The 19,175-nt window shown below is 65.8% G+C and carries 20 protein-coding genes; 10 read left to right on the top strand and 10 right to left on the bottom strand.

Annotation, left to right across the window (positions count from 1 at the left end; translation table 11 throughout):
* Positions 1-132: 132 nt before the first annotated feature.
* Entirely contained in the window at positions 133-786 is a 654-nt protein-coding gene (locus EYF70_RS08220; protein WP_131144961.1) for a helix-turn-helix domain-containing protein, read from the bottom strand.
* Between the two features lie 211 nt (positions 787-997).
* Between EYF70_RS08220 and EYF70_RS08215 the strand changes: the two genes are divergently transcribed.
* Together EYF70_RS08215 and EYF70_RS08210 are read left to right on the top strand one after the other, a co-directional pair.
* Entirely contained in the window at positions 998-1,978 is a 981-nt protein-coding gene (locus EYF70_RS08215) for an aldo/keto reductase (protein WP_131144960.1), read from the top strand.
* A gap of 106 nt (positions 1,979-2,084) precedes the next feature.
* Positions 2,085-3,014 carry a LysR family transcriptional regulator gene (locus EYF70_RS08210; protein ID WP_131144959.1) on the top strand — a complete coding sequence of 310 codons (930 nt, stop codon included), beginning with the start codon at positions 2,085-2,087 and terminating at the stop codon, positions 3,012-3,014.
* 15 nt (positions 3,015-3,029) lie between these two features.
* Here the strand turns inward: EYF70_RS08210 and EYF70_RS08205 are convergent, their stop codons facing one another.
* Positions 3,030-3,929, bottom strand: a complete 900-nt coding sequence (locus EYF70_RS08205; protein ID WP_131144958.1) for a LysR family transcriptional regulator — start codon at positions 3,927-3,929, stop codon at positions 3,030-3,032.
* Between the two features lie 105 nt (positions 3,930-4,034).
* Between EYF70_RS08205 and EYF70_RS08200 the strand changes: the two genes are divergently transcribed.
* Positions 4,035-4,880 (top strand): pirin family protein, encoded by an 846-nt coding sequence (locus tag EYF70_RS08200; protein WP_131144957.1) that lies wholly within the window; start codon positions 4,035-4,037, stop codon positions 4,878-4,880.
* Positions 4,881-5,096: 216 nt separating this feature from the next.
* Here EYF70_RS08200 and EYF70_RS08195 read toward each other — a convergent pair whose 3' ends face one another.
* Positions 5,097-5,405, bottom strand: a complete 309-nt coding sequence (locus EYF70_RS08195) for an Atu4866 domain-containing protein (protein ID WP_131144956.1) — start codon at positions 5,403-5,405, stop codon at positions 5,097-5,099.
* Positions 5,406-5,639: 234 nt separating this feature from the next.
* Between EYF70_RS08195 and EYF70_RS08190 the strand changes: the two genes are divergently transcribed.
* The 4 genes from EYF70_RS08190 (at position 5,640) to budC (ending at position 8,236) form a co-directional block, all read left to right on the top strand.
* Positions 5,640-6,104 carry a DoxX family protein gene (locus EYF70_RS08190; RefSeq protein ID WP_131144955.1) on the top strand — a complete coding sequence of 155 codons (465 nt, stop codon included), beginning with the start codon at positions 5,640-5,642 and terminating at the stop codon, positions 6,102-6,104.
* A gap of 149 nt (positions 6,105-6,253) precedes the next feature.
* Positions 6,254-6,577, top strand: a complete 324-nt coding sequence (locus EYF70_RS08185; protein WP_131144954.1) for a putative quinol monooxygenase — start codon at positions 6,254-6,256, stop codon at positions 6,575-6,577.
* Positions 6,578-6,587: 10 nt separating this feature from the next.
* Positions 6,588-7,439 carry an oxidoreductase gene (locus tag EYF70_RS08180; protein WP_131144953.1) on the top strand — a complete coding sequence of 284 codons (852 nt, stop codon included), beginning with the start codon at positions 6,588-6,590 and terminating at the stop codon, positions 7,437-7,439.
* A 29-nt stretch (positions 7,440-7,468) separates the two neighbouring features.
* A complete protein-coding gene (budC, locus tag EYF70_RS08175; protein WP_131144952.1) occupies positions 7,469-8,236 on the top strand; it encodes a meso-2,3-butanediol dehydrogenase in 768 nt (255 codons plus the stop codon).
* A gap of 344 nt (positions 8,237-8,580) precedes the next feature.
* Here the strand turns inward: budC and EYF70_RS08170 are convergent, their stop codons facing one another.
* The 5 genes from EYF70_RS08170 to EYF70_RS08150 all read right to left on the bottom strand — a co-directional run bounded on the left by EYF70_RS08170 (position 8,581) and on the right by EYF70_RS08150 (position 12,143).
* Positions 8,581-9,120 carry a Cif family virulence factor gene (locus EYF70_RS08170; protein ID WP_131144951.1) on the bottom strand — a complete coding sequence of 180 codons (540 nt, stop codon included), beginning with the start codon at positions 9,118-9,120 and terminating at the stop codon, positions 8,581-8,583.
* Between the two features lie 112 nt (positions 9,121-9,232).
* Positions 9,233-10,003 carry an SDR family oxidoreductase gene (locus EYF70_RS08165; RefSeq protein ID WP_131144950.1) on the bottom strand — a complete coding sequence of 257 codons (771 nt, stop codon included), beginning with the start codon at positions 10,001-10,003 and terminating at the stop codon, positions 9,233-9,235.
* A 34-nt stretch (positions 10,004-10,037) separates the two neighbouring features.
* Positions 10,038-10,484 carry an ester cyclase gene (locus EYF70_RS08160; RefSeq protein ID WP_131144949.1) on the bottom strand — a complete coding sequence of 149 codons (447 nt, stop codon included), beginning with the start codon at positions 10,482-10,484 and terminating at the stop codon, positions 10,038-10,040.
* Between the two features lie 24 nt (positions 10,485-10,508).
* Positions 10,509-11,141, bottom strand: coding sequence for an NADPH-dependent F420 reductase (locus tag EYF70_RS08155; RefSeq protein ID WP_131144948.1), 633 nt, complete (start codon positions 11,139-11,141; stop codon positions 10,509-10,511).
* A gap of 84 nt (positions 11,142-11,225) precedes the next feature.
* Entirely contained in the window at positions 11,226-12,143 is a 918-nt protein-coding gene (locus EYF70_RS08150) for a helix-turn-helix transcriptional regulator (protein ID WP_131144947.1), read from the bottom strand.
* A 296-nt stretch (positions 12,144-12,439) separates the two neighbouring features.
* Between EYF70_RS08150 and wrbA the strand changes: the two genes are divergently transcribed.
* Positions 12,440-13,045, top strand: coding sequence for an NAD(P)H:quinone oxidoreductase (gene wrbA, locus EYF70_RS08145; protein ID WP_131144946.1), 606 nt, complete (start codon positions 12,440-12,442; stop codon positions 13,043-13,045).
* Positions 13,046-13,148: 103 nt separating this feature from the next.
* Positions 13,149-13,919 carry an SDR family NAD(P)-dependent oxidoreductase gene (locus EYF70_RS08140; RefSeq protein ID WP_131144945.1) on the top strand — a complete coding sequence of 257 codons (771 nt, stop codon included), beginning with the start codon at positions 13,149-13,151 and terminating at the stop codon, positions 13,917-13,919.
* Here EYF70_RS08140 and EYF70_RS08135 read toward each other — a convergent pair.
* Entirely contained in the window at positions 13,842-14,852 is a 1,011-nt protein-coding gene (locus EYF70_RS08135) for a helix-turn-helix transcriptional regulator (protein ID WP_131144944.1), read from the bottom strand. The two genes, EYF70_RS08140 and EYF70_RS08135, sit on opposite strands and share 78 nt — an antisense overlap.
* A 136-nt stretch (positions 14,853-14,988) precedes the next feature.
* Between EYF70_RS08135 and EYF70_RS08130 the strand changes: the two genes are divergently transcribed.
* Entirely contained in the window at positions 14,989-15,699 is a 711-nt protein-coding gene (locus EYF70_RS08130) for a response regulator (protein ID WP_229420752.1), read from the top strand.
* Here EYF70_RS08130 and EYF70_RS08125 read toward each other — a convergent pair.
* The gene (locus EYF70_RS08125; protein WP_131144943.1) at positions 15,686-18,727 is read right to left on the bottom strand and encodes a sensor histidine kinase; all 3,042 of its coding nucleotides are present in this window, start codon (positions 18,725-18,727) and stop codon (positions 15,686-15,688) included. The two genes, EYF70_RS08130 and EYF70_RS08125, sit on opposite strands and share 14 nt — an antisense overlap.
* Positions 18,728-19,175 lie beyond the last annotated feature (448 nt).

Raw genomic sequence — 19,175 nt, 5'->3', positions numbered from 1 at the left:
CACCTCCATTTTCAAATTAAGAAAGTTTTTCTATATTTGAAATATAGGGCACGCGGGCATCCCGTGGCAAGCACGGCGTGCCTGCCCGGCGCTTTCAGCGCGTATTGACGGCGCGACTTTTACCGCACGCGGCTAGAGGATGTCGGGGCGGGATTCGATGAGGTGCTCGGCATCGCCCGAGCAGATCGACAGCACCTTGCAGGCGCCTTCTCCCACGGCCAGGTAGGCGTGACCCATGCCGCTGTCGAAGTAGATCGAGTCGCCCTGCGCCAGCCGCACGGGCGCGTACAGTTCCGTGTGCAGCTCCACGGTGCCTTCGAGGACATAGGCGTATTCCTCGCCGGGATGGCGGATCAGTTCGCCGAACTCCTTCAGCGTGCGGGCGCGGATCTCGGCGATGATGGGCACGATGCGCTTGTTCAGCAGGTCCGCCGCGGGATACAGGTGGGCATAGTTCGGGGTTTCGATGGCATAGCCGCTGCCGGCGCGGGTGATGCTGCGCCGCCCGCTGGGCGCGGGTCCGGCCGGCGGCGCGACCGACGGCTCGGGGGAGAACAGCTGGCCGATGTCCACGCCGAGCGCGCGCGAGATGCGCAGCATCTTGTCGTAGCTGACGGACATGCGGTTGTTCTCGATCTTGGACAGCGTGGATACCGGCAGGCCGGCGCGTTCGCTGGCCTCGCTCAGCGTCATGCCGCGCTGCTTGCGCAGTTCGCGCAGCGATTTGCCGAGCTCGCCGGCCGGGTTGGCGGGGCTGGCGGCGTCCGGTTTCGTACTCTTGCTCATCCGAGTGTTGTTCTGGAATGGAAAGTCCAACGATACCATACACGCCGGCCGTATTTGCGGGATCGGAAAACCGGTTTTTCAAACGTGGAAATCCGTGACGGAGATCCTGGCTGCCCGGATAGCAAGATCCCGACAGCCGCCGCAACCGCCCGCCGGACACCGCCGGCATGCCGGCCCATGATGTGGCCATCCACACCAACGGGAGGACCACATGAAATACCGCACCATCGCAAACCTGCGCGTGTCCGCGCTGGGCCTGGGCTGCATGGGCATGTCCGAGTTCTATGGCGCCACCGACGAGGCGCAATCGCTGCGCACGCTGGAAGCGGCGCATGACGCCGGCGTCACGCTGTTCGACACGGCCGAATCGTACGGCAACGGCGACAACGAGCGCCTGCTGGGCCGCTTCCTGGCCGGCCGGCGCGCCGGCGTGCGGGTGGCCACCAAGTTCGGCATCGTGCGCGAGGCGGGCAAGTACGAACGGCGCATCGACAACTCGCCGGCCTATATCCGCCAGGCTGTGGAGGGCTCGCTGGCGCGGCTGGGCACCGACACGATCGACCTGTATTACGTGCACCGCATCGATCCGGGCGCCGCGCTGGAGGAGACCATCGGTACACTGGCCGGCCTGGTGGACGCGGGCAAGGTGCGCGCCATCGGCCTGTGCGAAGTGACACCGGCCACGCTGCGCCGCGCGGCCGCCGTGCACCCGATCGCCGCCGTGCAGAGCGAGTATTCGCTGTGGACGCGCGATCCCGAGGATGGCCTGCTGGCCGCGTGCGCGGAGCTGGGCGCGGCGTTCTGCGCCTACAGCCCGCTGGGCCGCGGCTTCCTGACCGGGAAGTTCGACACGGCCACGCCGCTGGCGCCGGACGACTTCCGCAGCTTCAATCCGCGCTTCACGGGCGACAACCTGCGGGCCAACCTGAAGATCGCCGACACGGTGCGCCGGCTCGCGGCGGACAAGGGCTGCACGCCGGCCCAGCTGGCACTGGCCTGGCTGCTGGCGCAGGGCGAACACGTGATCCCGATTCCCGGCACCAAGCGCGAGGCTTACCTGCGCGAGAACCTGGGCGCCGTCGACGTGGCGTTGACGCCGGCGGAGGTGGCGGCGATCGGCGCCGCGCTGCCGCGGGGGATCGCGGCGGGCCAGCGCTACAGCGAGGAAGGCATGAAGGGCCTGAACGCCTGAGCCATCGGCCGGCGGGCCACCGGCCACCGATGGCCGTTGCCGGCGTGGCCGATCCCGACCATAATCGCGCTCACGCCAACCCGATCGCCAGGAACCGCCCACCCCGATGGATAACCTCACTGCCGTCCGCACCTTCCTGCGCGTGGTGGAAACGGGCAGCTTCGCCCGCGCCGCCGATACGCTGCAACTGCCGCGCAACACCGTCACCAAGCTGGTTCAGCAGCTCGAGGCGCACCTGCGCATCAAGCTGCTGAACCGCACCACGCGGCGTGTCTCGCCCACCAGCGACGGCACGGCGTACTACGAGCGCATGGTGCGCCTGGTGGAGGAATGGGACGAGGTGGAAGACGAGCTGGCGCGCGCCCGCAGCCATCCGCGCGGACGCCTGCGGGTGGACATGGGCACCACCATCGCCTCGCTGCTGCTGATTCCCTCGCTGGCCGCGTTCCATGCCCGCTACCCGGACGTGCAGGTCGACATCGGCGCCAGCGACCGGCCGGTGGACCTGGTGGGCGAACGGGTCGATTGCGTGATCCGCGCCGGCACCGTCACCGATCCTTCGCTGATCGCGCGCCAGCTGGGCAGCCTGCCGCAGGTGGCCTGCGCCAGCCCGGCCTACCTGGAAGCGCACGGCATGCCCGCCCACCCCGCCGACCTGGAACAGGACCATACGATGATCCGCTACGTGTACGCCGGCTCGAATCGCGCGCAGCAGGTCGTGCTGGCGCGCGGCGATGAAACGGTGGAGGTGAAGGGGCGCCACTTCGTGTCGGTCAACGAGAGCGGCGCGCTGCTGTCGGCCGCGCTGGCCGGCCTGGGCATCATGTACGCGCCCGCCTTCATCTCCGGCCGCCACGTCGACAGCGGCGCGCTGGTGCCCGTGCTGGAAGGCTGGCGCGGGCCGGACGTGCCGATCTGCATCGTCTACCCGGCCAACCGGCACCTGAGCGCGCGGGTGCGCGTGTTCGTCGACTGGATGATCGACCTGTTCCGCGACAGCCCGTACACGCTGCCGCCCGGGCCACCGCGCGGCTGAACGCCGCGGCTGGCCCTATGCCGGCCGGCTGTCCTTCAGGCGTTCGACGAACCAGCGCCCCGCCGGCCCCGGTGGCTGGTCCTTGCGGTGGATCGCGTGCATCGAGAAGCCCGGGCCCACGGTGGGACTGGTCTCCAGCGCGATGCGCACCAGCGTGCCGTCGCGCAGGTCGCCTTCCACCATGTGCAGCGGCATGTGGCCCCAGCCGAGCCCCGCGCGCAGGAACGCGTGCTTGGCCCCCAGGTCGGCCAGCCGCCACGTCTTGTCCGACAGCACGCCGAAGTTGCGGCCCTGCGTCAGCACCGAACGGTCGGTCAGCACCAGCTGCACGTGCTGCCCGGCGACCTCGCGCAGCACGACTCCCTTGACCAGTGCCAGCGGATGCTGTGGCGCGACCACGGTGACGGCTCCCACGTCGAGCAGGTATTGCGACACGCAGTCGGCCGGCACGTCCGGCAGCGAGCCGATGATGGCGATGCGGCACTGGCCCGCCAGCAGCGGCTGCACCACGGCGCCCAGCGCTTCCACGTGCAGGCGCAGCGGCGTGGACGGGAACTGCCGCTGGAACGCCTGCACCGCCGCCGTGAGCGTAGCGATCGGGAACATCACATCCACCGCCACGGCCAGCTCCGGCTCCAGCCCCTCGGCCAGCGTGCGCGCACGCGCCTTGAACGCATCCATGCTGCCCACCGCGGCCCGCGCGCCTTCCAGCAGCGCCCGGCCCTGCTCCGTCAGCACCGGATAGCGCCCGGTGCGCTCGAACAGTGCGAAGCCCACCTGCAGCTCCAGGTTGGCCAGCGTGTGGCTGACCACCGACTGCGCGCGGCGCAGGCGCCGGCCGGCGGCCGAGAAGCTGCCCTCTTCCGCCGCGGCGATGAAGGTACGTAACTGGTCCAGCGACAGTGCGTCGAGCATCCCATCTACTCCTTGGATTGAATGTATCGAATTATATCGGCTATCCAGATCGATTGACGGGGCCTACGATGGCTTCACTTCTTCACACCTACCAGGAGATCCACCATGAATGCACGTGTCGACCTTTCCCATCCAGCCCTTGCCGAACGCGGCATCGTCCACCGCACCAGCGGCCGCGGCCGCGGCGGCGTGACCCGTTTCGTCAGCCCCGGCGACCTGGGCGAACTGATCAAGCCCTTCGTCTTCGTCGACCTGTTCGAACTCGAATCGTCGCGCCACAAGATGGGCATGCATCCGCATTCCGGCATCGCCACCGTGACCGTGATCCTGGACGGCGCGCTGGAGTACCGCGAGACCACCGGCAGCCGCGGCGTGCTGCCCGTGGGCGGCATCGAATGGATGCGCGCCGGCGGCGGCGTGTGGCATGAGGGCGGGCCGGCCGACGGCGGCGGCGTGAAAGGCTTCCAGCTGTGGCTTGCCCTGCCGCCGGAAGACGAGAACGGCCCGGCCCAGAGCATCTACCTGGCGCCGGAACACGTGCAGTCGGAGGGCCCGGCGCGCGTGGTGATCGGGCAGTACGGCAAGGCGGCCAGCGCGATCCGCCCGCGCGCCCCGATCAACTACCTGCACGTGACGCTGCGCGACGGCGAAACATGGCGCTACCAGCCGCCGGCGGGCCATGACGTGGCCTGGATCGCGGTCGGCCGCGGCGCCGTCGATACGGCGGGCACCACGCTGGAACGGGAAGTGGCCGTGTTCGAGGAAGGCAATGGCGAGCTGGCATTCACCGCGCGGGGCGCGACGGACTTCGTGCTGGGCTCGGCGCCGAAACACCCGCACGAGCTGGTGACGGGCTACTACTCCGTGCATACCAGCCGTGCGGCGCTGGACCGGGGCGAAGCGGAGATTGCCCGCATCGGTGCCGGGCTGCGCGCCGCCGGCCAGCTGTAGCAGCGCTTGCCGCTTGCACCCTCCCCGGTGCAAGTCAAAAGCCGCGCGCCCTCGCCGGGCGACGCGGCTTTACCCGCTTCGGGTGCGCCGGTCGCTTCCCCGTCGATCGCCGCATCCTGGCGCCTGCGTGGCCGGCATCCGTACGAGCCGTGAAGCAGGGATCGAGCGCGGATCAAGCAGGGATTCAGCAGGGATTCAGCAGGAATTAAGCAGGGATTACGATGCCTCCCGATACAGCACCATTCCCGCGTGATACAGCACGCCGTCGCGAAAATCGCCGTCGGCCGTGAAGCCCGTGTCATCGAGATATTCGATGTGGTCTCCCACGATCCAGTAGCGGCCCCGGTACGCGCTGCGGCGACGGCCACGCGCTTCATCGTAGCGCCCGTTCGCCAGCAGTGCATGCCGGATGTAGCCATCCGCCGTCACCCACATGCCGGCATATGGATGCTCCACCGGTGACGTGGACTGCGCCTTGCCGCCCGGGCCCGCGGAGCCGTCCAGATGCAATGCCGTGTCCTCCATGATTTTCTCCCATGAATGTCGAATGAGGCCAGTCTAGGCGATCGGCCTGGCGCGGGCGATGCTGTTTCGTGGCGCCGGATTGCCTGATCCTCCATACTGTATTCAATACAAGAAACAGATACATCCCATCGATTTATATAGTCTATCCAGATGCATTGGGGAGGCATAAGATGGCTTCAACGCTGCAGGCAATGCTGCCGGCGCAGCCCTCCCCCACCACTGAAAGGAACCGCCATGAAGGCCTTCTCCACCACCGCCGCCACGTCGACCAATGCCGCCAATGCCGCCAATGCCGCCACCAGCGTTGCCCCCGCGGTCGGCCGCGTGCTCCTGGCAACCATCTTCATTTTCAGCGCCATCGGCAAGATGGCCGCGCCGGAAGCGACGATCGGCTACATCCAGTCGGCCGGCCTGCCGTTCGCCACCCTGGGCCTGGTCGTCGCCATCGCCCTCGAACTCGGTGGCGGCGCGCTGCTTGCCCTCGGCATCAAGGCCCGCGCCGTGGCGGCGCTGCTGGCCGGATTCTCGATCGTGACCGGCCTGGCGTTCCATGGCGCCATCGGCGACCAGAACCAGCTGATCCATCTGTTGAAGAACTTCGCGATGGCCGGCGGCCTGCTGCAGGTGGTGGCATTCGGTGCCGGTGCCTGGAGCGTCGATCAATGGCTGGCCCGCCCCGCGGCTCGCCGCTTCGCCTGAGCGTTATCCCCGGTCGGTTTCATCCGGCCGGCAGCGGATTCGCGGCGCGGCAGCGCCGCAAATTCGCGACAGCACGCGCAAGCATGCGACGGACAGCGGCAGCACGCGGCGGCAAGATCTCTCCACGGTCAACCACCAAGGAGAATCCAATGAGCATCCTGATCAACGTCGCCAGCTTCCAGGCGCGGCCGGGCCAATCGGCCGCATTGGGCAGCGCGCTGCTGTCCCTGGTTTCCCTCAGCCGCGCCGAACCCGGCAACCTGCAATACGAGATCTGCCAGGCCATCGATGCACCCGACACCTGGCTGGTGTTCGAGCAATGGCGCTCGCGCGGCGATTTCGACTTCCACATGGCCACGCCGTACGTCACGCGCTTCCTTGCCGCCGTGCCGGACCTGTGCGCCGGCGACCCGGACCTGCGCGGCTACGCGCTGCGTTCGCCGGGCAGCGCCGAGCAATCCCGACCGATTTGAGGAGGCCGCCATGGACAAGCAGCCTTCCCAAGTGTGGCTGATCACCGGCTGTTCGACCGGTTTCGGCCGCAGCCTGGCCCGCCACCTGCTCGACAGTGGCCGCCGCGTCGTCGCGACCGCGCGCAAGCCCGAACAGCTCGATGAATTCAGGGACCGTCCGAACGCGCTCCTGCTGCCGATGGACGTCACCGACGCGGCCAGCGTCGAGCGTTGCGTGGCGGCGGCGCTCGAACGCTTCGGCCATGTCGACGTCCTGGTCAACAACGCCGGCAGCGGCTACTTCGCGGCGGTCGAGGAGAGCGACGAGGAAGACGTGCGCGCGCTGTTCGAGGTGAACTTCTTCGGCACCGCACGCACCATCCACGCGCTGCTGCCCCACCTGCGCCAGCGCCGCACAGGAACGATCGTCAACCTCACCTCGATCGGCGGCTTCATCGGCTATCCGGCGGTCGGCTACTACTGCGCCAGCAAGTTCGCCGTCGAAGGCCTGTCGGATGCCTTGCGCACGGAACTCCAGCCCCTCGGCATCCACGTGATGACGGTCGAACCGAGCGCCTTCCGCACCGAATGGGCGGGTGCTTCGGCCGAGCCGGAATCGACCATCGCCGACTATGACGCGACCGCGGGCGCGGCACGGCGCGCCTACCGGGAATCCGTCGGCCACCAGGCTGGCGATCCTGCCCGCGCGGCACGGGCCATCGCCGCCGCGGTCAACGCCGAACGGCCTCCCGGCCGCCTGTTGCTCGGCAACGAAGCGGTGGACGAGGCGCTGAAACGGCTGGAGACGCTGAGGCGCGACTTCATCGACTGGGAACCTGCCGCGCGCGGCGCCGACTTCCCGCGGGACCGACTTTCCACATGACTTGGCGACAACTTCACAAGGAGGACATCATGCAACGATTCGACAACAAGGTTGTACTGGTAACCGGCGGTGGTTCCGGCATCGGCGCCGCGGCGGCAAAACGCTTCAGTGCCGAAGGCGCCAGGGTCGTCATTGCCGGCCGCAACGCCGACAAGCTGCACAAGCTCGTGGCCGAACTGCCGGCCGACCGGACGCTGGCCGTGACGGCCGATGTCTCCGACAGCGGCGAATGCGCACGGCTCGTGGCGGCCACGGTGGAGCGCTTCGGCCGGCTCGATACCCTGGTCAACAACGCCGGTGCGAACATCGTCGGCAGCGTCGCCGAAACGGATGACGAGACCTGGCGTGCGTGCATCGGCGCCGACCTGGACAGCGTGTTCTACATGATCCGCGCCGCCCTGCCGCACCTTGAAAAGACCCGGGGCTCGGTCGTCAATGTGGGCTCCGTCTCGTCGCTCGGCGGTGGCTGGAGCCATGCGGCCTACTGCGCGGCGAAGGCGGCGGTGGCGAACCTGACACGCTCGGTGGCGTGCGACGCCGGCAAGGCCGGCGTGCGTGCCAACACGGTTTGCCCGGGACTGACGGTCACCGACATGGTCAGCGAAATCATGAAGGACGACGCCCTGCTGGAGAAGGCCTGGGAGCGCATTCCGCTGCGGCGTGCGGGCGAACCTTCGGAGGTCGCCGCCGCCATCGCCTTCCTGGCCAGCGACGAGGCGAAATTCATCACCGGCGCGGCATTGCCGGTCGATGGCGGACAGACCGCCACCGATGGCGGGCCCGAATGGGGCAAGTGAGACCTGCGTCCATAGCAGGAAGCATAGGCAGGTCAGTGGCCGGGGAGCTCCTGCCTCCCCGGAGCGATATCGACGCGCACTCTCGGCGCGCGAACGACCCGTTCTGCCGGAGCGCAATGGCGATCATGCCGCCTCGGCATGGTGGCAAGCGAGAGATCGTTCATCGATGGGTTTGGTTAAACGAAGCACTTGCATGAGGTTGAAAGACCGGGATCGGGACATGTGTGTCGTCGAGCGCAGCGGGATCGCGAGATCCTGGGGTCTGGCGTAGGCAAATCTTTCGCAAATGTAGAATGTTTTCTATTTTGAAAAAAAGGCCGGCCGCAGGTGCCGGCCATCCCGGATCATTTGGCGTTCCGCCAGGCGGCAGCCGTCGTTGGCCGTGCCGAGTTGTGCTCCTTGTAGATCTTCCATCCGGCGGGAGTGCAGCGCCACAGGATCGAGGTGCGGGAGACCAGGTGCATGACGTCGCCCTGTTTCGGCGTCACCTCGAACACGAACTCCAGCACAGAATGGCTGTAGCCGGGGCCGACGGCGACCGCGTGCGGCTCCTCGGTGATCTTGTGGTGCACGCTCTTGAACTTCGGCACCAGGCCGTACCAGACCTTGCCGTAGTCGTCGGCCGTGGTGCGCACGCGCAGTTCGGGATCGAAGTCGTCGAACAGGCTCAGGTCCGTGCTGGTGAAGTCGTACCAGCGGGCGAGATCCTTCCGGAAGTTGAACTCGGGATCGCCTGCTGCACGCTCCCATCCGGTCATCACCCAGTCCCGGTGCAGCGCGGCCGCGCCGTCCTTGCCCGACAGCGGGCAATCGGTGCGCAGGTCGGCGGCCCAGGCCGGGGCGAACAGCAGGGCGGCGGTGAAAGCCATGGCGGCGTGTTTCATGATGTCCTCCGTAATGTCGATGGAGACATCATCGGATAACGCCGCCTGCTTGTCCGCCGTGCCGTTGCGCCGGCTGTCGGCATTTTGCTGCCGGGAGCCGGCCGGTAAAACGTCAGATCACGGCGAGCAGTCCGCCATCGACCTGCAGCGCGATACCGGTCACGTAGCTGGACATGTCGGAGCCCAGCCAGACCACCGCGTCGCCGATCTCCTCGGGCTTGCCGAGACGGCGCAGCGGCGTGCGCTGGCGGAAGCCTTCGGCCGCCTCGGCGATGCCGGCCGCGGTGCGCAGCAGGTGCGTGTCGATCGTGCCCGGCGCCACCGCGTTGACGCGGATGGCGTCCGGCCCCAGCGCATCGGCCAGCGATTTGGCCATCAGCACCACGCCGCCCTTGCTGGTGGAATAGGCCACCGTCATGCCGGCGCCGACGATGCCGCCCATGCTGGCCATCAGCACGATGCTGCCGGCCTTGCCGTTCGCCTTCATCTGCCGCGCCGCGGCCTGCGCCGAGAACAGCGTGCCGTCCAGGTTCACGGCCATCAGGCGGCGGTAGCTTTCCTCGCTCACGTCGGCGCCGTCATCGCGCGCCGTGATGCCGGCATTGGCCACCATCACGTCCACGCCGCCGAATGCCGCCGCGGCCTCGACGAGCCGGTCGACATCGGCCTTGCGGCTCACGTCGGCCTGCACGAAACGCGTGGCCACGCCCAGCGCCTCGATCTCCCGGGTGGTGGGAGTTCCCCCCTCGCGCGGCAGTTCGGCGATATCCGATACCAGCACCGCCTTTGCGCCATGCCGGGCCGCCGAGATGGCGATGGCGCGGCCGATGCCGCTGGCGGCGCCGGTGACGATGACGACTTTGTCCTGTAAAAGGTTGCTCATTGCTTTCTCCTGGTGAGGGTCGTGTGAGGGTCGTTCAGGCGGCCGGGAACATGGCCGGCAGTGCATTCAGTTGCTGCAGCAGCGAATAGAGATGCGCCACGCCCCAATGCTCGGTGATGCGGCCATCCTGCACGCGCATCACGTCCACCGTATCGAACTGCACCTTGCGGCCCGTGGGCGCCAGCCCGAACAGCACGCCCTCGTGGGTGCCGTGGTAGGTCTTGAACGTGGTGACCCGGTCGCCTTCGACGGACTGCCAGTGGATGTCCGCGTGGAAGTCCGGGAAGGCCTGGCGCAGCGCCGCGTACAGCGTGCGGGCGCCGGCCTTGTCCGGCGTACCGCCCGGTTGCGGCGTGTGGTCGACGAAATCGTCGGCGAACAGCTCGTCGAACAGCGCGAAGTCGCCACCGCCCTGCACTTCCTCGGTATTGCGGCGGACCACGGCCTTGGCGATGGCGCCGATGTCGGTAAGGGTATTCATGTCATGCTCCTAGCGTTGAAGGGCTCAGCCCAGTTTCACGAGATTGACCGCCGGCAGCACGCCGCCGGGGAATTGCTGCAGCGCGCCGCCCACTTCCAGGCTGCCCAGGTCGATGCCGGCGAAACCCAGGCGTTCGATCAGGCCGGCCACCACGGCTTTCGCTTCGCGGTCGTCGCCCGACTGGAACACCACGCGGCGCCCGCCACCTTCGTGGGGGTCGCTGGCCAGCACGGCGGCCAGCAGCGTGTTGAAGGCCTTGACCACCCGGGCACCCGGCACCAGGCTGGCGAACACTTGGCTGGAATTGCGTCCGCCCAGTTCGGCCAGGCGGTAGCCCGGCAGCAGCACCGGGTTGTTGGCATCGATGACGATGCGGCCGGTCCAGTCGATGCCGGCCAGCGCCTCTTCCAGGCGCGACCAGTTCACGCTGACGAACACGATGTCGGCCTGCGCCGCCTGTTGCGGCGTGCCGGCGGTGGCATGTGGGCCGAGCGCGTCGACAGCACCGGCCAGCGACGCCGGGCCGCGGCTGTTGCTGAGAATGACGTCGATGCCGGCCCGCACGAGCTGTTTGGCGATGGCCTGGCCGATGGCGCCGGCGCCGATGATGCCGACGGACTTGACGGTGCTGGTCGCAGTATTGGTCGTGGTGTTCATGGTGTTCTCCTTGAGGTCGTTGAGAGCGCGTTTCCTGCGCTGATGGGATCAGTGTAGTGGGCCAGGATGCAGTGATAAATGCGATTAATACTGCTTCACTATTCCCATATTGATGACAATCGAACGACTCGGAGGGACGCTGCATGCCAGCGTGGTGCGCAGCGCGGAAGCTTCACGGGCGGGGCTGCGGCCGAACAGGCGCTTGAATTCGCGGCTGAACTGGGAGCAGCTCTCGTAGCCGACCAGGCGCGACGCGCAGGCGGCGCTGACGCCATCGCGGGCCATCAGCAGCCGGGCATGGCGCAACCGGGTCGACTTCAGGTATTGCATCGGCGTCGTCAGTGTCAGGGCCTTGAAGTGGGCGTGGAATGCCGTGACGCTCATGCCGGCTTCGGCTGCCAGCGAAGGAACGTCGACCGCCTGGTGGTAGTCGGCATGGATGCGCCGCAGCGCCTTGCCCACGCGCCCTGCGTGGCGGTGCTGGGCCAACGCCGCATGCACCGCCCCACCCTGCGGGCCCACCATCACGCGGTACAGCACCTCGCGCACGATGGCCGGACCCAGCACGCGTGTGTCGGTGGGCGAACGCAGCGCCTGCAGCAAGCGCAGCAGCGGGTCAGCCACCGCATCGTCAAGCACCATCGGGACGGCGCCGCCCTCGCCCGGCCCGGCATGGGATGCAGTGGCCGGCAGCAGCAGCATGATCTCCGCCGCGGCCTTCAGGTCGATGTCGAAGCGCACGCCCAGCGATGCCATCGCGCAGCCGGGCGGCACCATGGACAGTGCCGATGGCAGCACCAGGCATTGCAGCGGCCGTGGCTTGCCATCCGGGCAGTCCGCGTGGAACCGGCCGATCACGATGGCCGGGAAACGGCCGGCCGGCGTCGTCAGGTCGGCGTTGCGCAGCAAGTGGACACCGTCCAGGCCGCAGGAGCCGACGTCGTTGGCAACGGTGCCCGCGTCGAGCAGGTCGACGAGGCGTCGTTCCAGGTTCGCATGCATGTGTGGTCCTCCAGTGATGTGCCGCCGGCGAAGTTGCGCCAGCGGAGTGACGCCAAATGTGCTCCTAGTGTCGCTGGGGAAAGTATTGGGACCCGTCGCGATATTGCTGCCGGTATCGGCCGCTTGCTGCTTCGTTGCAAGGAAGCGCGTCCGGGGCCGGTCGATTGCACGATCGGGCAAACCGGCCATGCAATCGGGCATTTCCAGAGGGATACGCAGGGCTGATACTGCCGTTGACGCGGCGGCGCCCGAAGGCGCTGCCGGTTACTTCTGACACCCATCACCCGGAGATCGCAATGCCCAAAGTCCTCGTCCTGTATTACTCGTCGTATGGCCACATCGAAACGATGGCGCAAGCCGTCGCGGAAGGCGCCCGCGCGGAAGGAGCGGAAGTCGATATCCGGCGCGTGCCCGAAACGGTACCGAACGAGATCGCCGCATCGGCCCACTTCAAGGTCGACCAGCAGGCCCAGGTGGCCACGGTGGCGGAGCTGGAACACTATGATGCGATCGTTATCGGCGCGCCGACGCGCTACGGCCGCATGCCGTCCCAGATGGCGGCCTTCCTCGACCAGACCGGCGGCCTGTGGGCGCGCGGCGCGCTGAACGGCAAGGTGGGCGCGGCGTTCACCTCCACCGCCACCCAGCACGGCGGGCAGGAACAGACGCTGTTCTCGATCATCACCAACCTGCTGCATTTCGGCATGACGATCGTCGGCCTGCCCTACAGCCACCAGGGCCAGATGTCGATCGACGAGGTGGTGGGCGGCAGCCCGTACGGCGCCACGACGATCGCCGGCGGCCAGGGCCAGCGGCAGCCCAGCGAAATCGACCTGGCCGGCGCCCGCCACCAGGGCGGCCTGGTAGCGAAGACCGCGGCGAAGCTGTTCCCGCCGCGCTGACGCGATTATCCCCGTCGCCGGAATTGTGCCTCCCGCGACGGGCCATTTATCGGCGCTCCATGGGTGCCTATGATGGATTCATCGAACACCAACGGAGCACATCATGGAACACGATTTTCACGGAAAAGTAGTGCTGGTCACGGGCGCCGGATCCGGCATCGGCAGGGAGGCGGCGCTGCGCTTCGCGCAAGCCGGCGCGCTGGTGTATGCCGCCGACCTGAACGCGAGCGGGCTGGAAGAAACGCACGCCCTGGCCCGCGCAGCCGGCGGCGAACTGCGCACGGCGGTCGTCAACGTGGCGCAGGAGGACGATGTGGCGACGCTGCTGGCACGCATCGACCGCGAGCAGGGACGCCTGGACGCGGCGTTCAACAACGCCGGCATCACGGGCGGCACGCATCGCATCGAGGACTACCCGGTGGACGATTTCGACCGCGTGGTCGGTGTCAACCTGCGCAGCGTCTTCCTCGGCATGAAATACGAGATTCCGCTTCTGCTGCGCCAGGGCGGCACCATCGTCAACACGGCATCCGTGGCGGCGATCACCGGCCCGGCCGGCATGAGCGCCTACGCTGCCTCGAAGCACGGCGTGCAGGGACTGACCCGCGTGGCCGCGATGGAGAATGCCGCGCGTGGCGTACGGGTCAATGCGATCGCGCCGGGCTGGACCGAGACGCCGATGGTGGTCGCGAACAGCGCGCAGAATCCGGCATTCGCCGCGCTGGCCAGCCGTGCGATCCCGGCGAAACGGGGCGCGCATCCGGGCGAGATCGCCGAAGCGGCGCTGTGGCTGTCGTCACCAGCTTCCAGTTACGTGCATGGCCAGCTGCTCGTCGTCGACGGCGGCATGACGATCGGCGGTTTCGAACTGTAGGTCCGACGCGGGATGCCCCGCCCCGCCCTGCCGGTACACGGTGGGCGAGACGCCGGTCGCCTCGCGAAACACCTGCGCGAAGTGGCTTGGACTGCGGTACCCGAGCGACAACGCCACGTCGATGACGGGTTGGCTGGTTTCGCACAGCAGGCGCCGGGCTTCCTCCATGCGCAGGCGTGCGAAATAGCGCGACGGCGACATGCCGGTCGACTTCTTGAACATCCGGCTGAAGTGGAATGGGCTGAGGCTTGCCTCGCCGGCAAGCTTGCCCAGGTCGAAGGGTTCGGACAAGCTGTCGCGCATCGATCGTACGACACGCTGCAGCTTCCAGCCCGGCAGGCCGTCCGCATGCGCGGGTGGCGTAACGCCCGAGGGAACGTGGCATCGGATCACGTGCGCAGCGATTGCCTGCGCCATGCCCTGCATGAAATTCCTGCAGGGACGCGGATGGTCGGCCAGGACCGTGCGCAGCAGTTCGAACAGGGCGGCGAGAATATCGTCCCGCACGATCGGGGCATCAGGCAGCGCGATGTCGTCGAGCCTTTTGCCGCGAACGTCGCGCAGTACCGCCGCCAGCAGCGGCAGCGGGATCTGCACGTGCATCGTCCTGAATGGCGCATCGGTCACGCCGGTCCAGCGCAACTCGGCCGGGCTCCGGGACGGGCGCAGGCAGAAGGAGCCTTTGACGACCGGCGCTTCGCTCCATTCCCCTCCCTCCGCCCGATGCGCCAGCCGTGCCGCTCCGGAGACGATCCATATGATCTCCAGCTCGGGCGCCGCCGGCACATCGATGCATTGCGCTCCGGCGTCGTGCTGGACGACCCGCACGCCGATATCGCGCACGTCAACGGCCTTGCGCTCCAGCGGCAAAGGGCCGGGAAGATGCTGCTGGACGGCTTCGATATCGGCTTCGATGGCGGTGGTCTCGATCATGATCGCAGGGCGCAATGCAACGCTTCGACGGATGATTCGATTCTAGGACCAGGCCCGGCCGACGACCATCCCTGTGTCGCGGTACAGCGCGAATCCCTCTTTCGAGGGGCCGTCGGGAAATCGGACACGAGGTAATATGGCAGCCGATCAGACTCCGCAAGGTCAAACCATGCAGACATCCAGTGAGAATGGCGAGATAAAGCACCAGGAGAGAGAGCAGAGAGCGTTCGCTCCCATCACGATCGTGATCGCGGACGACCACCCGCTGCTGCGTTACGGGCTGGTGTCGCTGCTCGCCGGCCACGCCGACGTTGCAGTCGTCGGTGAGGCTGCCAACGGCAGGGAAGCGCTGGACCTGTGCACGGCGCTGCAGCCGGACGTGGTGCTGATGGATCTGCAAATGCCCGTACTGTCGGGATTCGATGCCATCGAGGCGATCAAACGCATATCCCCCGAGACGCACATCCTGGTGGTGACCACGTTCGACGGCGATGGCCATATCGCCCGTGCGCTGAAGGCAGGGGCGACCGGATACCTGCTGAAAGCATCGCTTCGCACCGAGCTGCACGCGGCGATCCGCGCCACGCACCATGGCCAGCGCTACCTCGCCGCGGAGGCAGCGATGGCGCTGGCGCACCGCTTCGACGAACGGGACGTCGCACCGCGCGAACGGGAAGTTCTCCGCCTGGTCGGGCAAGGGAACTCCAACAAGCAGGTCGCCAGGGAAATGGGCATTACGGAAGAAACCGTAAAATGCCACATGAAGACGATTCTTTCCAAGCTGGGGGCGAATGACCGCACGCACGCGGTAGCCATTGCCATTCGCCGCGGGATCATTGATCTTTGATTGCTTCCCGCACCCGATAAGCCATATCGGCGCCGATCCGCAGGCACAGCAAAGTTCCCTTGCCGGGTGACGACTCGATATCGAGCGTCGCCCCCATGCCTTCGGCCCGTTCGCGCAGTCCACGCAAGCCCCAGTGGCCGGCGGGCGCGCCATCGGCCAGCACCTGCGGATCGATGCCACGGCCATCGTCGCGCACGCATAGCCGCACGAACCGGGCATCGTATTCGAGGGATACGGTGACCCGTCCGGCCTGCGCGTGCCGGCAGGCGTTGAAGATTGCTTCGCGGGCGAACAGGTGCAGCTCGTCGGCGACGATCGGATCGACATCGCGCCGCGTGCCGGTCGACGTGAAGGAAAACTGCACGGGGAACGCTTCGGCCAGCGATTGCGCCAGCGCAGTCAGGTCATGCTCGACATCCCGTGCCGGCGGCGCGCGCAGCGCGCTGACGTTGTTGCGCCCTTCCACGATGACATCCTCGGCCATGTCCAGCAGTTTTTCCATCTGGCCGCGCATCGTGCTCTGCGCCGGCAGCGAATTCGCCAGCCCTTGGAACGCATACGTCAGGCCCTGCACGCTTTGCAGGAAGGTGTCGTGCAGCAGCCTTGCAATGCGTTCGCGTTCCAGCTGGCGGGTGCGCATGTGCTCGACGATGCGCCGCTCCGAGCGGCGCAGCCGCATGCGGTGCAAGGCGTAAACCAATGCCAGCGACAGCACCACACATAACACGATGAACGGCCGCGACTGCGTGATCGTCGGTTCGATCTTGAAGGAAAACGTGACGGGTGCGGGATTCCAGACACCGTCTTCGTTGGTCGCGATCACGCTGAAACGATGCTCCCCGGGGCCCAGGTTCGTGTAGTAGGCGGCACGGCGGGTTCCGGCTTCAACCCAATCGCGGTCGACGTCGTCCAGGCGGTAACGGAAACGTATCCGTTCTGGCATCGTATAGCCGAGCGCCGTGTAGTCGATGCGTAACCCCGATGACCCAGGCGGAAGAACCATGCCGTCACTGGTGCGATAGCGTTGAGTGGGTGTTTCCAATGCGGTGACGAAGACCGGAAGCGGGCTCGCCTTCCGTAGAGGCGCTTTCGTGTCCAGGCTGGCTATACCTTCACTCCCGCCGAACCAGAGGATTCCAGCAGAATCGATGGCCATTCCCTCAATTAAGGACGTAGCCGCGCCGGGATAGCCATCAAGTGTGTCGATCAATGTATAGCGCAGTGGTTGCGTCGGCTGTGCGGTCATTGCGCGCCAATCCGCGGCTTTGACGTAGACAAGTCCTCGGGCGCCGTTCAGGTAGCGATCGCCATTTGGTGCTTTTGCAATCCCGACGACATTGTAAAGAACTCTCGGGTCTTCTGCCTGAATACGGAAAAAACGGGTGCCACTCAGGATCGCTGTGCCGTCCGAGCCGCCAACAAGGATACCGTCGCGGGCGTCGACAAACGATGCGTTTTCGAAATCAAGCCCTTGCGCCGGACCGAATTTCGTCACGTTGTCACCTGTTATCCGAACTGCAGATCCATCACGACAACCAAACCATACCTCCCCCACCCCAGCCGGCGCCGTGGAGCGCGGTTTGCAAATCGGGGCCAGCCAGCTCCACGTACTCTCCCAACGTCCAGCACGATAGCGCCAAAACACTCGCCTACGAATGTATACCCACATTGACACGCCATCGTATGTCACGGACCCTACGTTAGGAATGGTCTCTCCTTCGGCTTGGGGCAAGGGTATCTTGCGCGCATCGGCTTCAAAGCCGAACTGGATGTATCCGGGAATTGCGAGCAGTGTGTCACCCGACAGCGAAGCTGTGAATGTGTCAACGCCTTTTGCCACGACAGCAGAGTCATGCCGATTATGTAGCGCCCAAACGTTTTGTGAGGCAGCATGCACGTATGCCCGTCCTTCGCCATCCATCGCAATCTTCATTGATTTACTGGCGGGAATTGGCGCTTTTTTGATTCGTTTGTCTCTTAGTCGTACAATTCCGATATTTGTAGTGATCCAAATATTCGCGTCCCGATCCTCGAAAAGCTTCAACCCGACCGCGCCATACAAAGGACTGCGCGGACTCGGACGATCCAGGGCGTTTTTGTCGAGTACAAACGTCGTCCCCAGTTTCGTGCCCGGCCTGGCACCCACACCACGCCAGAGACAGACGGCCGCGCCTTCGCAATCGATTGTCCAAAAATTGCCGTCGCGATCGAATTTGCCGACATCTGAAGTGACTGCGTCTCTCCGCCGTTGACTGGAGTTCGCACTATTGGCTAGTAGGGTGAGCTTCGTGCCTGCGCTATGCCAATAACGGCCATCCGGCGAGTGGATCAGCGAAGATGCAGTTCCATGATGACCGACCGGCTCGAATTTTCCGCTCTGGCGCGCCAGGCGATATACCGTATGCGAATTCGTCACCCAAAGCTGTCCTGTCCTGTCGATGCCGACGTTGTCCGTGGTACCGGGTGGGGGTGGAATATTCGCTTCTTCTCCAATGATGTTCCACTTGCCCCCGCTGTAGTGCCTTAACCCCAACGAGGTTGCGGCCCAGACCGAATTATCGGTATCTACGACAATACTGTAAGTGGCCGAACTGATTGGGCTGTCGGGGCGACTCGAGGCTACGTGAGTCAGCTTACCCTGCCTTAATACGCTGAGGCCGGCCGAAGTATAGCCAATCCAGAGGTCGCCATTAGGCTCAGCGCGAAGTGTCGTGATCGGCGCTTTGGGGAGAGGATCACCTGACACAGGCACAAAACGTTCGAAGCGTACGCCATCGAAGCGGAACAATCCATTGTGTCCCCCTAACCATAACCATCCGTCAGGTGTCTGGGTGAAGGCCAAAACGTCGGATGGCGCACCTTCCTTCGCCGTCCAGACATCAAGATAATAATCGGATAGCGTGGCATGGGGATCGAGTGCATATACATTTGGCGCCATGACGAAGCTTACGCAAAAGACTGCCGCCACGCAGCAAATATGACTCGACGAGCCATTTAGAAAAGTGCGAAGAGAATTTATAAAACTCATAACATTATCGTCATTTTGCGGCGGACATGCGAATCCTCCCGGTTTGCCTGCTTCAGCACGAGAGCTTCCGATGACGGAACGTTCAAGCGGATACGATAATCCGGTACCTGGAATGCACTCGGCTGAAGCGAGGATCTGGCTTGGCGCGACGCGATGTCAGCGACTGGCTATGTACATGGATGACACACTTCAAGTATAGCGGCGATTTGCTTCCTGAAAGCAGCACTGCCCCGCGAAAACCCGCAGGAAAATCGGATGATTCAGCCCGCACATGGTCATGGCGCCGCTACGCCGATCGCCGATATTCAAACTGGCCAACCAATGTTCAAGTGATGTCAGGTGATGAGGGCGGGAACCCGGAGGCATTCAATTCACACCGGGTCGTAAAGGGGAGATCAGCATCGGTGTTAGCCTGTAGCCATCGGCTGGGCTGATGCTGTCGCCCAGC

The sequence above is a fragment of the Pseudoduganella albidiflava genome, assembly GCF_004322755.1.
GTDB classification, from domain to species: domain Bacteria; phylum Pseudomonadota; class Gammaproteobacteria; order Burkholderiales; family Burkholderiaceae_D; genus Rugamonas; species Rugamonas albidiflava.
The sequence above is the reverse complement of the archived record's forward strand: the minus strand, read 5'-3'. Positions and strand labels throughout refer to the sequence as shown.